The sequence below is a fragment of the Vibrio marinisediminis genome (assembly GCF_014050145.1).
Lineage (GTDB): Bacteria > Pseudomonadota > Gammaproteobacteria > Enterobacterales > Vibrionaceae > Vibrio > Vibrio marinisediminis.
Genome location: NZ_JACFYF010000001.1, coordinates 772,006 through 788,344 on the forward strand (window position 1 = coordinate 772,006; position 16,339 = coordinate 788,344).

General features: G+C 44.1%; 14 protein-coding genes. 5 read left to right on the forward strand and 9 right to left on the reverse strand.

What is annotated here, in order from left to right:
• The first annotated feature begins 82 nt into the window (after positions 1-82).
• Positions 83-1,261 carry an MFS transporter gene (locus H2O73_RS03540; protein WP_182106572.1) on the forward strand — a complete coding sequence of 393 codons (1,179 nt, stop codon included), beginning with the start codon at positions 83-85 and terminating at the stop codon, positions 1,259-1,261.
• Between the two features lie 80 nt (positions 1,262-1,341).
• On the opposite strand, the gene H2O73_RS03545 is transcribed toward H2O73_RS03540, so the two are convergent.
• The 9 genes from H2O73_RS03545 to deoD all read right to left on the reverse strand — a co-directional run bounded on the left by H2O73_RS03545 (position 1,342) and on the right by deoD (position 11,878).
• Positions 1,342-2,181 (reverse strand): energy-coupling factor transporter transmembrane component T family protein, encoded by an 840-nt coding sequence (locus H2O73_RS03545; RefSeq protein ID WP_182106574.1) that lies wholly within the window; start codon positions 2,179-2,181, stop codon positions 1,342-1,344.
• Positions 2,178-3,872, reverse strand: coding sequence for an ABC transporter ATP-binding protein (locus tag H2O73_RS03550; RefSeq protein WP_182106576.1), 1,695 nt, complete (start codon positions 3,870-3,872; stop codon positions 2,178-2,180). The genes H2O73_RS03545 and H2O73_RS03550 overlap by 4 nt, the downstream gene beginning before the upstream one ends.
• Before the next feature lie 6 nt (positions 3,873-3,878).
• Positions 3,879-4,427 carry an ECF-type riboflavin transporter substrate-binding protein gene (locus H2O73_RS03555; RefSeq protein ID WP_182106578.1) on the reverse strand — a complete coding sequence of 183 codons (549 nt, stop codon included), beginning with the start codon at positions 4,425-4,427 and terminating at the stop codon, positions 3,879-3,881.
• 356 nt (positions 4,428-4,783) lie between these two features.
• On the reverse strand, positions 4,784-5,914 hold the full coding sequence (locus H2O73_RS03560; protein WP_182106580.1) for an HlyD family secretion protein: 1,131 nt from the start codon (positions 5,912-5,914) through the stop codon (positions 4,784-4,786).
• Position 5,915: 1 nt separating this feature from the next.
• On the reverse strand, positions 5,916-6,335 hold the full coding sequence (locus H2O73_RS03565; protein ID WP_182106582.1) for a DUF3302 domain-containing protein: 420 nt from the start codon (positions 6,333-6,335) through the stop codon (positions 5,916-5,918).
• A gap of 92 nt (positions 6,336-6,427) precedes the next feature.
• Entirely contained in the window at positions 6,428-8,008 is a 1,581-nt protein-coding gene (locus H2O73_RS03570; RefSeq protein WP_182106584.1) for a GGDEF domain-containing protein, read from the reverse strand.
• Positions 8,008-9,507, reverse strand: a complete 1,500-nt coding sequence (locus tag H2O73_RS03575) for a tetratricopeptide repeat protein (protein ID WP_182106586.1) — start codon at positions 9,505-9,507, stop codon at positions 8,008-8,010. The genes H2O73_RS03570 and H2O73_RS03575 overlap by 1 nt, the downstream gene beginning before the upstream one ends.
• A gap of 143 nt (positions 9,508-9,650) precedes the next feature.
• A complete protein-coding gene (locus H2O73_RS03580; RefSeq protein WP_182106588.1) occupies positions 9,651-11,114 on the reverse strand; it encodes an IS1 family transposase in 1,464 nt (487 codons plus the stop codon).
• A 53-nt stretch (positions 11,115-11,167) separates the two neighbouring features.
• Positions 11,168-11,878, reverse strand: coding sequence for a purine-nucleoside phosphorylase (deoD, locus tag H2O73_RS03585; RefSeq protein ID WP_182106590.1), 711 nt, complete (start codon positions 11,876-11,878; stop codon positions 11,168-11,170).
• 348 nt (positions 11,879-12,226) lie between these two features.
• Here deoD and H2O73_RS03590 point away from each other — a divergent pair, with 348 nt between their 5' ends.
• The 4 genes from H2O73_RS03590 to H2O73_RS03605 are packed head-to-tail and all read left to right on the forward strand — an operon-like array spanning position 12,227 to position 16,307.
• Positions 12,227-13,177: a YbgA family protein gene (locus tag H2O73_RS03590; protein ID WP_182106592.1), complete on the forward strand. Its 951-nt coding sequence runs from the start codon at positions 12,227-12,229 to the stop codon at positions 13,175-13,177.
• The gene (locus H2O73_RS03595) at positions 13,167-13,973 is read left to right on the forward strand and encodes a MerR family transcriptional regulator (RefSeq protein WP_182106594.1); all 807 of its coding nucleotides are present in this window, start codon (positions 13,167-13,169) and stop codon (positions 13,971-13,973) included. Before H2O73_RS03590 ends, H2O73_RS03595 begins: the two co-directional genes overlap by 11 nt.
• A 4-nt stretch (positions 13,974-13,977) precedes the next feature.
• Positions 13,978-15,381 (forward strand): deoxyribodipyrimidine photo-lyase, encoded by a 1,404-nt coding sequence (phrB, locus tag H2O73_RS03600; RefSeq protein WP_182106596.1) that lies wholly within the window; start codon positions 13,978-13,980, stop codon positions 15,379-15,381.
• On the forward strand, positions 15,381-16,307 hold the full coding sequence (locus H2O73_RS03605) for a L,D-transpeptidase family protein (RefSeq protein WP_182106598.1): 927 nt from the start codon (positions 15,381-15,383) through the stop codon (positions 16,305-16,307). Before phrB ends, H2O73_RS03605 begins: the two co-directional genes overlap by 1 nt.
• Positions 16,308-16,339 lie beyond the last annotated feature (32 nt).

Consider the following 16,339-nt stretch of genomic DNA (forward strand, 5'->3'; position numbering starts at 1 on the left):
AAGCTCTGTATAAAAAGTAAATATGTTTGAGTTCATATTCATCACTGCGTAATTTTGAGAGGCTTTTTATAAGGAATCTTTGATGAACCACACTTCTTCGTGGAAAACTCCACATAACTTTTTAATTGTCATCTCAATAATTGTTCCTATCGCCTTCTCCAGTTGGATGGCACTACTCAATAATTTTGTGATCGAAAAAGCGAACTTTGATGGTGCTGATATCGGTCTGTTGCAGAGTGTTAGGGAAATACCGGGATTTCTAGCATTTACCGTTATTTTTGTATTGATGTTCATTCGTGAGCAAAAATTCATGTTGCTCTCTTTGGGCATGCTAACGTTAGGCACTGCGATTACGGGCTTTTTCCCATCGGTGATGGGGTTATTGCTCACCACATTATTAATGTCGACAGGTTTTCATTATTTTGAAACGCTCAAGCAGTCACTTGCTCTACAGTGGCTAACGAAAGAAGAAGCGCCTGAGGCACTTGGCAAGTTTGTCTCTATCGGTGCGCTTGCTTCGTTGCTGACATACGGCGCGCTGTGGGTCTGCTTAGAAGTATTGCAACTGGAGTTTAAATGGATTTACTTACTGTTTGGTGGTGTTGGTTTTGCTTTATTGCTTTGGATAGCCATTGCTTTTCCTCAGTTTGACGCGAATGTGACTCAGAATAAAAACCTCGTACTCCGCAAGCGGTATTGGTTGTATTACGCATTAACCTTTATGAGCGGTGCTCGTCGTCAGATCTTTACTGTTTTTGCGGGTTTTTTAATGGTGGAGCGTTTCGGCTACTCTGCTGGCGATATCACTTTACTGTTCTTAGCTAACTACGGTTTTAATTTCTTGTTTGCCAAAAAAATCGGTCGATTTATTGGTAAAGTTGGCGAGCGTAAGGCGTTGGCGTTTGAGTATATTGGTTTGATCTTTGTCTTTGTTGGCTATGCGTTTGTTGAAACGGCAGAGTGGGCCGCGGCGCTTTACATTGTTGATCACCTCTTCTTTGCATTAGCGCTGGCGATCAAAACCTATTTACAGAAAATAGCGGATCCGGCTGACATGGCGTCGACGGCGGGTGTCTCTTTCACCATCAACCATATTGCGGCTGTCGTTATTCCGGTGACCTTTGGTTTGATTTGGTTAGTTTCACCTTCAGCGGTGTTCTTTATTGGCGCAGCAATGGCTATGGTATCTTTGCTGTTGTCATTGAATATTCCAGCAAAACCGGCAGCAGGCAATGAAGTAAGAATTCTAAAATGGAGCTAAGCATAGCCACGATAAGCAGTTTGGTTTAGATAGCAAAAGAGGCTCAATAGAGCCTCTTTTTTATGGTCGCTAAACAAGGTTTAGAATGGGTACCAGAATAGCTGTGTTTCCATATAACGTTTGACCAATGCCGCAATAACGATAACCGTGATTAACGCTAACGTAGATTTGTCTAATGAGGTTAACGGGCGCATGCTGTACCACGTACGACCTTTATGGCGACCGAAGCCACGTAAGATCATTGCATTTGAAATTTCATCAGCGCGGTCTAAGCTAGAAAAAATCAGTGGACCGAGGATTTTTGCCACGTTCTGGATACGAGTAAACAGTGGTGCGTTTTTGGATAAATCCAAGCCGCGCGCTTGCTGAGCATGCATAATATTGACGAAATCTTTCTTAACTTCAGGCAAGTAGCGCAAAGTCAGACTAACCGCGTAAGCAATTTTATAAGGTACGCCAATACGGTTAAGGCTCGCGGCAAATTCGGTTGGGTGAGTGGTGAATACAAACACTAACGCGATAGGGAACATGCTGAAGTACTTCAGAGTCACCGTTACAAGGTAGAACAGCGTTTCCTGAGTAATTGAGTAGTTGCCTGGCAGCGTGAGTAATACAGTTGTCGAGCCTAAATACTCAGTACCTTGTTGAGGCGCGAGTAAGAACATAAACAGTGCATTCATCATCAGTACGCTGACCGTACCAATTAACAATGGTTTGTATACTGAAACTGGCACTTTGGTCATTTTCAATAGCAATAGACCAACTGCGATAAGTACGCTGATTAATCGTAGGTCAAACGTTGTGAGTACTACCGTCACCCACGCCATGAAAAGAACGAACTTAGTGATACCGTTCAATTTATGCAGTGGTGATTGGGTATCAACATAGCTGATACCAAACTTCATTTTTGAACTATTCATGCGGCAGGTTTCTCAATAGCAATGAACGCTTGCATAAACTGGTTTTTATCCTCGATCTCTAGCTTTTCTGCTAAATCGTATAGGCTGGTTGTGGTTAAGTTGGCTTGCTCTAGCAGCTCAGGTTCGCTGAACACTTGTGTCATTGGTTTGTCGGCAATAAGTTTGCTGTCTGCAATCACAATTGAGCGGGTAGTGTATTCCAGAACTAGGTGCATATCATGTGAGATGATCACCACCGTGATACCGAAATCACGATTGAGCTTTTTCACGAATGCCAGCATCGAGGTGTAGTTGCGGTAATCTTGCCCTGCGGTTGGCTCATCAAGAATGAGTAATTTAGGCTCTAGAACCAGAATAGAAGCGATAGTGACACGCTTTTTCTGACCGTAGCTGAGTGCTTCAATTGGCCAGTGGCGATACTTGCTTAAGCCACACAGTTCAAGAACATGTTCTACTTTTGAGGTAATTTCGTTTTCAGTTAGCCCTTTGTTTCTTAGACCAAAAGCGATTTCATCAAAAATCATATGATGCGAGATCATATGATTAGGGTTTTGCATCACTACGCCGATTTTTTGGCTACGCTCAAAAATACTCAGAGAGGCGATGTCTTGTCCATCAAAGGTAATGTTACCCGCATCAGGTTCAATGACGCCCATCACGAGTTTGGTAATGGTTGATTTGCCTGAACCATTTTTACCAAGAATAGAAACAAACTCACCTGGCATCACATCAAATGACACCGACTCAAGCGCATTGCGCTCACCGTCGTAAGAGTAGGTGAGATCAGCGACTTGAAGCAACGGTGCGATTCTAGCGTCGCTTTCCTGTCTCTCTGGATCTCGCAGCCATGATTGAAATGCTGGTTTGTAGTGCGCTACTGACAAGTTAGCCAATGATGATGGTTTATTTTCAAGAGCGATTGAGCAATTTGCCGCTTTTAATGCTGACAAGTACAAAGGCTCTCGAATACCGTGCGTGGCAAGTAACGGTGATGTTAGTAACTCATCTGGCGTCATGTCTGCGACAATTTCGCCTTGCTCCATCAAAATAATGCGGTCAACTGAGCGATGCAAAACATCTTCCAAGCGGTGCTCAATGATCACGATAGTTTTGTTGGTGCGCTGATGTAAGTCATCAATGATTTCTATTGTTTTTCGACCAGTCTTTGGGTCAAGCGCGGCGAGAGGCTCGTCAAATAATAGAATGTCGACGTCATCGACCAAAATGCCAGCTAAAGAAACACGTTGCTTTTGACCACCAGAAAGATCGTGTGGTGAGCGTTCAAGCATATCTTCTAGCTCAACCATTTTTGCGGTTGCTTTAACCAATGGGTACATATCGATATTGGAGACCAGTTGGTTTTCCAAAGCAAAAGCGATGTCTTCACCAATGCTTAAGCCGACAAACTGACTATCAGTATCCTGCAATACTGTGCCAACTTGCTCGGTATAAGCATGGAGGTCGAGATCAGTCGAAAGCGTACCGCCAATGCTCAATGAGCCAGTGATTTCGCCTTCAATTGAATGGGGGATCAAGCCATTTAAACACTGCCCAAGGGTAGATTTACCACTACCACTTGGACCGATAATGACGATTTTCTCTCCTGTCTCTATCCTTAGATTGATATTTTTTAGTGTCGGTTTGTCCAGCGACTTATATCTAAAAGAGAAGTTAGAAAACTCGATTGTCATTACCTGTTAAGCCTCAGTTAGGTTGCGGCTCATTGCATTTCGTTTTGCTACGTTCTTCAAAATAAAGAAACCAACAATAGCGATAAGTACAGTATTACCTGCGGCAATGATGGTTAGCTGCGTAAACACTTTCGTAAACGGTTCGGCATACAAAATGGTATCTAGGAAGGCTGAGCAACCGTACCCAAGTACGTTACCGATGAAGGCAAGAATAACGAACAGTACAAAGTCTTTATTGTTAAAGATACCTTTACTCAAGTTGTCTTTGGTCATTGATGAATAGAAACCAATCGTTAAGCCGACGATACCAGAGCCAAGAACCCAAGTAAGCCAAACGCCCCAACCTGCAAATAGGTCAGTAACCCAGTGACCGATAAAACCAACTAAAAAGCCTACCAACGGACCAAAAAGAACAGAGAAAAGTGCAAGTACTGCCATAGCCGGTTTTAGTGTGGTGTTAGCAAAGACGGGAATGCCAAACATTGGTAAGCCACCAATGCCATAAAGAGCAGCGCCAATAGCAATAACAACAACGGTTTTAGCTGAAAGATTCATAGATAACCAGTGTCCTGAAATAGAAAATGATCGGTGACAAGCTTCGATTCGAAGTGTAGTTGAGAGTTATGTCACATTAATTCGCGGGATTATACAGATTTATTTAAGTAATGGAAAGCTAACTGTCTAGACGTCTAAATTATACTTTTTCCGATTTATTACTTGGAAGAAAGAGTGAAAAATAGAGGGAGAGGTAAGAGAGTTTGTCCTCGTGTTGTTGGTTTTATGTTATGGGCTTAGTGGGAATCGTTACTATGGAAAAGCCTCGGCTTAAATGGTCGGGGATAAAAATAAACCACTGCATAGCAGTGGTTTATTATAAGTCGCTGTGGTAACAATCTAGGTAGCGTTTTCAATCAATGATCGAGATAAAGGTAGTTTTGCCAACTCTTCATTCGAATCAGCACTTTACGCATGATTGATACATGGCTGAAACTGTCTGAGTAGACGGCGACTTCTACAGCAGTCCCCATTGGCAGTTGGTATTCCTCAAGATCATCGTTCACTTTTAGTTTGACCAAAACACGACCATTGGTTCGTAGTGCATCAGTGCCTAACAACGCACCGCGTGCTTGGAATTGGCTTTCACCGATAGCTGGAATCACATCAACCACTTCGCCCTTAAACACCTTGCCAGGTAGTGCGCGGAAAATGAACTCAGCTTCAAAACCACTTTTTAGACGCTGCAATGAATTTTGTCTAAATGCCGCGGTATAAACCAGCTCCTCTGTATGAACAAACGTCATCACTGGAGCTAATGGTAATGGGACGGCCATTACCCCGGGACGCAGGGCCAACTGGGTTGCGAAACCATCGGTTGGTGCATAGACAGTTGTTTGTTGCAAGTTGAACTCTGCCTTACGTAGATCGGCCAATAGGCGAGCGACGGTGGTGTTTTCGCCGCCGATTTCAGAATCGAGTGCGATTTGTGCTTGCTCAATATTGGTGTTGGCTACATCGACAGTGGCTTGCGCAGCCTTATAAGCTTGGCGGCGAGTATCAAGTTGCTGTGCGGTGAACGCACCTTTGTCGAAGCCTCGTTGGTAGCGATTAAACTCTCGTTTCGCTTTATCTCGCTCAGCAACGGCTTTTGCTAATGCGCCTTCTTTCTCTTGCAATTGCGCTTCCAACCCGAGCGCCCCTTGGCTAGCTTCTTTAACTTGCGCTTTGAGTTTGTCGACTTCGGCTTGGTAGGGAACTGGGTCAATTTGGAAAAGTACATCACCTTGTTCGAGAGGTTGGTTTGGCTCTACAGGCACTTCAATGACGCGTCCACGAACCCCTGAAACAATCGGTGTCGTGGTAAATACCTGGTTGCCAATCTGTGTGTAGGGATGGTTGTAGTTCATTAGCAAAATCAACGTGCCTATTAACACGATGCCACCAAGGACGGCGGTTGGAACAGTCCATTTATTTAGTGGAATTTTGAATACTTTAAAAATGGCGATGCAAAGCGCGGCATAGGTGAGAATGAGTAATAAATCCATACTACAACTCCTCTTTATTATTAGTCACCGAAGCAGAGTTTGGTGTGGACGCTTTGTGTTGGTCAAGCTGTTGTTGCTGCTCAAGAGTCTGTTGCTTAAGAGTGGAAACATCGTGTTGTAGTGTTTCAACGTGGTCAATCAATTGCTCTAAGCGATGATGAAGATCATGCTGCTCTTCTTCGAGGCGATGGAACCCCCAACCGCGCTCTTTCCGCCATAGGGTTGCCCATATCCAAAGAAAAGGCCAAAGTACATGAAGAGTAAATAAACTCACCCACCCGGCGTAGTGGATAGCGTCTTGGTGAGGGTGCTCTCGGCTTTTGGCTATTTCATAGGGAATATCGTGAATCGCGATAACGCCGTAAAATAAAACTAGCGCGACAAAAACCAGTAGACCTAAAGCGAAGTAATCGAGAAACATACAACCGTCCTTGTTGGTTATTTTCTTTTGAGTATAGGAATAACCTTTAAACAATAACGGTAAATTGCAAAATTGTTAAGAAAAAGAACGCTCTATTCACAACATACTTGGTTTCGACCATTTGCTTTGGCGCGATATAACGCCTTATCTGCTCGATAGAAAGTTCGTTGGGTATTTTCGCCTTCACGATGCAGTGTGACACCGACACTGACAGTGAGCCCCCGCTCACCTAGAATTTCTTGCCAATTGTACTGATAAATGCGGTGGCGGTAGTTTTCAGCGTGCATTTCAGCTTGCTCAAGTGCTGCACGTTCCAAGATCACCAGAAACTCTTCCCCCCCGAAACGGACGCATGAGGCACCTCTGAATCGGAAGTAATTCGACAACTCGGCTGAAACATTCACTATCGCTTTGTCACCGACTAAGTGGCTCAACTCATCATTGATTGACTTAAAATGGTCGATATCGACAACAAGCAGTGCGAATGGTGTGTCGTGTAGTAGTAAATCCTTTAACTTTACATCAAGCCAGCGACGGTTATGCAGCCCTGTTAATGGGTCAGTAAACACATCTTGCTGAAGTTGCGCTACGGTATGCTTTTGGTTTTCTGTGGTTTCTTTTAGTTCTTTGTTCTCTATTTCAGAAAGAATCAGCTTGAGCTGCAATTCAAAGCGGGACAAACGACGTAGTTGTGTTGACCCTAACTCTGAAATGGGCACTTTTCGCATTAAGTCACTTTCGATGCGATAAGCGCTGTGCTGATAGCTTAGCGCTTTTTGGTAATTTTCTTGCTTCTCACAGACTGAAGCGAGCGCATTCGACAATTTGAGATTGAGAATGGGTGATGCTTCTTTCTGTATTCTTACATGCGCGCTTTCTAATACCCAATTTGCCAAGTGTATCTTCTCAGCATCGTTTAAGCAGCAACCTAACTCCATGCGAATCATATTTGAAAGCCAGTTAGAGTTAACGTTGCCCGCGGCGTACTTTACATGCCCAAGGCATCGCATTGCGTCGTCGAGTTGCCCACGTTGGCGAAGCAGTCTTGCTTGATACAGAAGTATTTGCCCAGACAGGACCTTATCACTGACAAGAATGCTCAGTTCTTCGCATTCTGAAATCAACTCTTGGGCGCTTTTGGTGCGCTTAAGATCGATCAAACAAGCAAGCTTGTAGAGCTTGTAGCGTAAACGTAGAGAACGGCTACTAATGGCATGATCAATACTATCGATTTTCTGATAGTAACGAAGTGCCCGAGCATGATCACCATACGCATCGCAAAGGTTACCCATGCCTATGACCGCTTTTACGTAAGCATCAATATGGCTGGTTTCGACTGCAATTGAAGAGGAGGCAATATATTCGGCTAACGCTGCAGTAAAATCGCCTTGGTCGACAAGTCGGTCTGCCAAATAGCCACGAACTTCAAGAATGAGCTTGGCATCGTTAGGAAGCGCGAGCAGTTCTAGCGCAGCGCGCAGCTCGTCAATGCCTTGTTGAAACTGTCTTAGTGATGTTCTGAACTCAGCACTAATCACATAGGATTGCGCTTTTTCTTGAGGGGTTGTTGCTACGTGTTTGCGAACATGGCTCCAGAACACGAGTGCTTCTTCTCCCATCATCGAAGACGCATCAAGACCAGCATCAGAGATTTTTTTTAAAAATGCTTCCATTATAATTCTTCCTCTAGAGTCATGCTCTCTAACTCAAAGCCCTGTGGTTCTTGTTGTTCTAGTTGCTCAAGAGTAAATGGGAAGGTCAATATGTCATACAGTTTAACGGTAGGTGGCACTTTTTCTGCTCCACGTCTTTGCCATGGGTAGATTTCAACCATCTTTGACAGAACGTCGTGGATTGTTGATGCCTGTTCATCTTTTTCCGCAATCAATACGCCTAAACGCTCTGGGCTTAGACGAGCGAGCAAGTCACTTTGGTTGCATAGGGTATGCGCCAACTCCATGCAAATATCGAGGCACTGATTGTTATTATGGTGAAGAACGATCACGGAGTAATTGGATTGTTTAAGCTGGGTTTTGAAAAGAATCAGTTGTTCCCACCAATAGTTTTCTGATACCGCTTGGCTCATATGCTTGTTCGGGTCGTATTCATGTTGACCTCGAATTCTGTTGATCAACTTTAATGCACGCGTTTCTAATATGCGCTTTGAGGCACGGGCTTTATCGTTGCCTTCGCGAGCCGTTTGTTCCCGGAGCATATTGGTAGAATGGGCACGATACTTTTTAAAAGCATCTAAAGCGATTTTATAGTCACCCACTTCTTCTGCTACGCGGGATTGTTGATAATAGATTTGGGAAAGTAGTTCACCGTCATCAAAGCTAGTAGCGGCACTTTCGGCAACATGTAACAGCTCGGCAGATTTTGCCGGTTGTTTGCGCAGCAACGCAACTCTGGCTCGGCTGACAAAAGAGTGTGCTCTCATCCAAACAAGGTCATTTTGCTCAACAAGTTTTTGTGCTTTTTGGGTGGCTTGATCGGCATCGTCAAGTCGCTCAAGCCCCAACAGCGCCAGTCCACGAAAGTCCCATATTTCCGCATGCCATGTTGAGTCATGATGATGTTGAAGTGCTTCTTCGGCACCATCTAAAATAGAGAGCATCTCAATGTAATTGCCCAATAGATAGTTATCCCAAGAGAGCAAAATGCGAGCTTTGCCTTCCAGCCAATCAATGCGCATGTTATTGGCTACTTTTACCGCAAGTTCATGGGTTTTTTGTGCCAATGAGTAATCGCCTAGAACACGCCAAACGTTACCTAAACCAATCAGTGATTCAATTTGAATTTCGACATGATCAACTAAAGCGGATTGTTCTAATGATTTAATCCAGAATTGTTGTGCTGAATAGTATTTTGCTTGTCCCCAATACTGAAGAGCATGGACGTGTAGTATTTCTGGCAGGGCATCATCGTTCTCAACTTGGCTGAGTTTATTAAAAGCTTCGCGAATCCTTTTTAAACCTTTGCGGTAATCCATCAATGACCAGTGGCATCGAGAAATTATTACAAGGCTATCAATAACACCCTCAGGATAAAGTATCTGGTTTGCTTTTACTGCACAGAGCTCTGCCGCTTTCAGTACCTCAGCAGGTTCTGTCTCTATGCGTTGTCTCAGTCTATCCAGTTCATTTGTGAGCAAGTGCTGGCTTTTATCCAATGACCTCGTCCTTCACAGCAATATTCGTTAATCGATACATGTGTCGATTCATGCTTTCGCATTATAAAAAAAGTACACTTTTATGTGCCATAAAAAGTGTTATCTCTGCGACAGTTTGATGGCGGACGTCACATTAATGACATTTATGAAAGCAGTTCACGCAATGCCATAGGGTTAGAGGTTAAACCAAGCGATTGTGCCGCTGTAACGCCAGACTTATTTTGATAGCACAAATTATGCCATGCTCTGAAAATATCGAGTACAGGAAGTAGTCCTGCGGGGCGCAGTTTGCGACGAGGCTCATTAATAAAACTTTGGAAAAGAAGCTGGAATCGAGATTGATAGAACGCTGTACTTTCTATCGAAGCTGTTTGCAACCAAAGTTTAGGGTCATTGCGGTCTCCCGCTAAATAACAGATCCCTTTGGCATAGTCATTATTCTCAGCTATTGCCCAGCGGTCTCGCCACCAACCCATATGGACTATATCGATTTTATTCAGTGGCAAGTTTGTTCCCCATTTGCCATCGACGTACATCAGATCGACGGTTTTTGCCTTTATGCGCGGCAAACTCACGCTCAGGGCTGCTGAACGAAGTAATGGATCTTGTGGTAAGTACACCGTTACGCGTTTGTCATCAGGGCAGAGGCTTAGCACATGAAGAAAATGCGCGTACGAGGTGTAAGGTGGGCGTATTAATGCCCCCTTTGAAGGGTAATGGAAGTAGGTCAAATTCCCCATAGGGTCTTCGACGTTACCTCGTGCCAGAATCGCTTGGTACTGCTGATCAATACGCTCACGAAGATCGGTGGCCAGTGGCGCTTGAGGCTGGCTAGCTTCAGTGCTGTAATCGTATGGAACAAAGCGAGCAGGAGTGGTAAATGGGTTATGATCTGACTCGCCCGTAGGCTCTTCATTGGCAGAGTAGTTGACGTTTTGACATAGAATATAACCGGACTTTGCATCGCCCGTGGCAAGCCAGAACACGCCATTATTGCTTTTAGGCTGCAACGCAACGTAATGGGAAGCAAGTTCAAACTGGTCGGCGTGAGTAACCCAACGAGCGTCAAACATCGCTAACTTGCGTCGACAACGGCTGGCAATATGTTCGATATGGTCGTAAAAGGTTTTGGGATTGATATCGAGCTTACGGCAAATCTCTCTGACTGAATAACCAGTAAACAGTAGAGCAAGCAAGTTTTCTTGGAATGTCAGTTTGTTGTTGGCACCAGACCATTTATCAACAAATGTTAACTGACATGATTTACAGCGATATCTTTGGCGGTCACCACTATAACCAAAGGCATGGTATAGGTGTTTATGAGTATGGATGGATAAGCCGAAATGCTCGCACGCTTCGTTGCGGCAAGCTGGTAAACCAGTGCAGTGATAACTTCTTAATCGTTGAAGTTCATTGAGAACTTCTTGATTGTTAAGTAAGGGGGGGAAAGCACCACACTCGCGGCAAACCATTGCAGGTCGTTTAGGGTTAGCATGCTGCACAACGTAACGCTGTGCCTCACTCATTCCAAAGTTGTCACACGCCAATGTTTTACAAAAGTTGAGCTGTAACCCGTTCGCTTCCTTTGGCAAATCGCCAGACGCCACAATCGCCCCCTCAGGGTAATTAGGTTTGCCAGCGGAAGGCTGGCAAATAAAAGTTAAACATTAATCGCGGTTTCTAACGCGACTTTCATCATGTCATTGAATGATTTTTGACGATCTTCAGAGCTCAATTTCTCGCCGCGAATGATATGGTCCGATACGGTTAGAATCGTTAGGGCTTTTGCACCTAAATCTGCGGCCACACCATAAATGCCTGCTGCTTCCATATCTACACCTAGGATGCCCAATTTTTCCATTTTTTCAAAAATGTCAGCTTCAGGTGTGTAGAACAAATCAGCAGAGAATACGTTACCCACTTTTACCGGTACGTTTTGTTGGCGAGCCTGAGTGACCGCTTCTTCCAATAGACCGAAATCAGCAATCGCAGCAAAATCATGATTGTTGAAACGGATGCGGTTTACTTTTGAGTCAGTAGAAGCGCCCATGCCAATCACAACATCCATTAGTTTTACATCGTCACGAACAGCGCCACAGCTGCCCACGCGAATAACATTTTTAACGCCATACTCGGCAATCAATTCATGCACATAAATACAACATGAAGGGATACCCATACCGTGTCCCATGACTGAAACGCGCTTACCTTTGTAAGTTCCTGTGTAACCGAACATATTTCGAACATCACATACTTGCTCAACATCTTCTAAGAAGGTCTCTGCAATGTACTTGGCTCTTAGCGGGTCGCCTGGCATTAAAACAGTTTCTGCGAAATCACCAGGGTTAGCGTTGATATGTGGGGTTGCCATAGTTTTGCTCCGAAGGTCAAAGGAGTACAACAGATAATAACTAATACTGTTGAACTCTGAAATGTCTGTTGAGGCAATATTAGCCAGTTAAAAGCTCCCTCCATGAGAGTTTCATCACAAAAAATAGTATGCGGAGGAAATATTGATCTGTTGATAACTAATTTTGTTGAAAGTAATGAGGCAATCGATTGAGAAGGTTGTTTCGCTCAAGCAGTGATCGGGAATGGGTACAACAAACGTACAAATTATACGAAATTAATTTTTGTATAACTCAATCGAGTTGTGCTAATAATTATACATGGATATTTTTTGTATAAGATTAATCGTCCGATATTCGAGGGAATGGTCATGGCAGCAAACATTAAAGTAGGTATCAGCGCATGTGTTCTTGGTGAACGTGTTCGTTTTGACTCGGGTCATAAACTTAGTCGCTTTGTGACGAATGAATTGAGTAAGCATTTTGAATTTGTTTCTGTCTGCCCTGAGGTGGAGTCGGGTATGCCAGTTCCACGACCAACCATTCGTTTAATTTCTGATAAAGAGCGTATCGCTTTAGTCGAAAGCAAAGATCAAAGCCAGAACCATACGCAGTCTATGTTAGATTTTTCCGCCACGCGCATTAAGCAACTCAGCAAGCAAGACTTATGTGGTTACATTGTTTGCGCCAAGTCACCGACGTGCGGTATGGAAAGAGTCAAAGTGTACGGTAGTAACATGGCTGAAAAAAATGGCATAGGGCTGTATACCAACGAATTAATGCAGCAGATGCCATGGCTGCCAATTGAAGAGGACGGTCGTTTAAACGACCCAGTTCTTAAAGAAAACTTTGTTACTCGGGTGTTTTGTCTCGATGACTTTTATCAGTCGATGCAAGGCGAACCGACAGCCGGAAAAATTGTTGCTTTTCACTCTCGCTACAAATTGACATTGATGGCGCATCATCCGCAATCCTATAAGTTACTGGGGAAACTAGTCGCCAATATAGCCCATTACGATATTGATGATTTTTATCAGTTATATAGAAACGGGTTAATGCAGGCGATGGCGATAAGAGCCAGCAGAAAAAATAACACCAATGTGTTGATGCACATTCAGGGATACTTTAAGCGTGATTTGAAACGTCAAGAAAAAGCAGAGCTATGTAATGTGATTGATAGTTATCGTCAAGGTGTCTTACCGCTACTGGCTCCAATGACGTTACTCAAGCATCATATGAATCGTTATCCTGATGACTATCTACAGAGTCAAAAATTTCTAAACCCTTACCCTGAGGAGCTACGTTTACGTTATGGGCTGTGAAGAAAAACGATACGCCATTCGAGAAGTGTCAGAATTGACAGGCGTAAAGCCGGTCACACTAAGGGCATGGCAGCGTCGATATAACATCATTCAACCGCTACGCACTGAAAAGGGGCATCGTCTTTATACCCAGCAGCATATCGAACAGATAAAAACCATCCAAGGCTGGTTGGAAAAAGGTGTTGCGATTGGCAAGGTAAAAGCGCTACTCGAAAGTGATTACGATCTGGTCGATGACGACATCAGTGATGACGAACAGCTACTTGAAGTGGAACTAATGCTGGTGGCATTAACGGAGTTGAATAAAAACAAAGCGGATTCTGTTTTAACGCAAGTGTTTAAAGAGTACCCGCTGGCATTGGTTCAAAGACGCTTTATTGACCCTATTTATGGTGCGATTAAGCAGGTTAAGCGCGCTCAACAGACTTTGCTACTTGGTATGTTTCAATCGCTTCTATTATTTAGGATTTCTGCCATTTTGGAAGCAGAAAACAAAGTTGCTCGTTCTGGGAAGTGTTTGCTGATCAGTTATGACGAATTGGGTTCGATTAAGATGCATTTTTGGGCGCTAAACTTGGCTGAAAAAGGGCACAACATCAGTATTATTGAGGCGGTTGACGATGCCTCTGCTTTGGTTGGGAACTCAGCGCTAGAGAAGTATGCATCAATATCATTTTTTGCATCACAAGCCCCCTCTCAAGGGCAGCTACCAGTGATAGAAAAACTAAGATGCCACTATGGTGAGGCGTGCTTGCTGAACCCATTGCTTGGCTCATTGATGCAAGTAAAAGGATAAGGGTATGCACATAGTCTGGTTGCGACGGGATCTAAGAGTTGAAGACAACACGGCATTGCACCATGCTATTACAGGTGGTGAGCCTGTTGTCGCCGTCTATATCGCCACCCCAGTCACATGGCAGCAGCATCACCTGGCACCCATACAAGCTGATCTCATTTATCGACGTCTGTTTGAGTTACAAGCGGACTTAGCCAAATTAAATATTCCACTGTTATATCAACAAGTAGAAACTTTTACTGACAGTGTTTACTGGCTGGTAAAGCTCGCTGCTGATTTAAATGCCAGTAAAATACTCTTGAATAAAGAATATGAGTGGAACGAACGTTGCCGAGATCAATTACTGACACAACAGGCAAAGTGTGAGGTAGTTAGTTTTGATGATAAATGCTTATTGGCACCGGGGAAGGTGCTCAATCAGCAAGGCGATTATTTCAAAATATTTACACCATTTAAGAGAGCTTGCTTAGCTCAGTTACAGCAGACTAGAGAAATTGCCAAGCTGCAAAGTGCGAAGCCGTTGGGCAGATCCGATAATCTGCCTTTTCAATTTAATGATTCTGCAGTTTTTTCCTATTCGCGGCAGAGCAGTGATGACTATTGCGTTTCCACTAAAGCGATACGCCAGAAGCTGAGAGCCTTTTGCGCTGAATCAGTTGATGGCTATCAAACTTCGCGCGATATCCCTTCGATAGACGGTACAAGTGGTCTTTCGCCTTATTTGGCGATAGGGGCGTTGTCGGTAAGACAGTGCTTGGCTCGTTTACAGTATGGGCAAGGTTTTCCACTTGAGCTTGGGAGAGAAACTTGGCTCAGTGAACTTATTTGGCGCGACTTTTATCAGCACTTGCTCCATTTTGAGCCAAAATTATCGAAAGGGACGAATTTTGTCGCTTGGACACAGAAGGTCACTTGGCAGAACAACCTTGAGCTATTAATGGCTTGGCAGCAAGGTAGAACGGGTTACCCCATCGTTGATGCGGCAATGCGGCAATTAAACAGCACGGGGTGGATGCACAATCGGTTACGCATGATCGTAGCGAGTTTTCTAACCAAAGATCTGCACATTCATTGGCATGAAGGAGAGAAGTACTTTATGCAGACGTTGATTGATGGTGACTACGCCGCGAATAATGGTGGGTGGCAGTGGTGTGCCTCAACCGGCTGTGATGGTCAGCCATACTTTCGAATTTTTAACCCGACCACTCAGGGAGAAAAGTTTGACGCCAACGGTGAGTTTGTTCGCCGATGGATTCCAGAGTTAGCACAAGTCCCTAATAAGTACCTTCATCAACCTTGGCGCTGGGAGAATGTAAATACCTTGTCATATCCCAAACCAATAGTTGATCACAAAACCGAAAGAGCGCTAACCTTACGTTTCTTTCAAGATGCTAAGGATTGTTTGTAATGCTGCGTAAGCTGCTCATTTTATGTAGTTGTTTTAGCGCCACTGTGTGGGCTACAAGTTATCAATTGCCGCCAGAAGGCAGCAATATTGTGGGCAGAATGCAATTTCACCAAATCAAAGAAGGTGAAAGTTTAGCGGATATCGCCAAGCAGTATGATGTGGGGTTCCTCAGCCTAATGGCGTCGAACCAAGGCGTCGACCCATTTTTGCCTTCTGAAGGCTATGTATTGAGCATTCCGACTCAAGTTATTTTGCCGAATGTTGAACGTGAAGGGGTGGTGATTAACCTAGCAGAACTGCGGTTGTACTACTTTGAACCTAACAGTGACATTGTGCATGTCTTTCCTGTTGGGATTGGAAGAATTGGGCGTGACACACCTGAGATGGTGACAAAAATCAGCCAGAAACGCCCTAACCCAACGTGGACTCCTCCGAAATCAATTCGTAAAGAATACGCCGCCAAGGGTATTGAATTACCTGCGGTTGTTCCAGCTGGGCCTGAAAACCCATTGGGTGAATATGCACTGAGACTAGCCCATGGTGCGGGTGATTACTTGATACACGGTACCAATAAAGATTTTGGTATTGGCATGCGTGTTAGTGCCGGGTGCATTCGAATGAATCCTAAAGATATTGAATGGCTATTTGGACAAGTGGATCTTGGCGTGAAAGTCACCGTGATTAATGAACCGGTGAAGATTAGTTTAGAGCCCGACAGAAGTGTCTACCTTGAAGCACATGAGCCATTAACTCGTAGTGATGGTAGTAAGAAAGTTCTGGGTGTGCCTCAAGAATTAGTGTGGTGGTTGCAAGCAATGAATAAATCAGATGCCAAAGCGCGCGCCGCTATTCTGGCGCAAAATGGTGTTCCGGTTGAAATAGTTGAGCCTCAAAGCTTTGAGCAAGAGATACGGTATCGTAAGTAGCGGTTTGCCCCCTTATTCGAAGGAAAGTACAC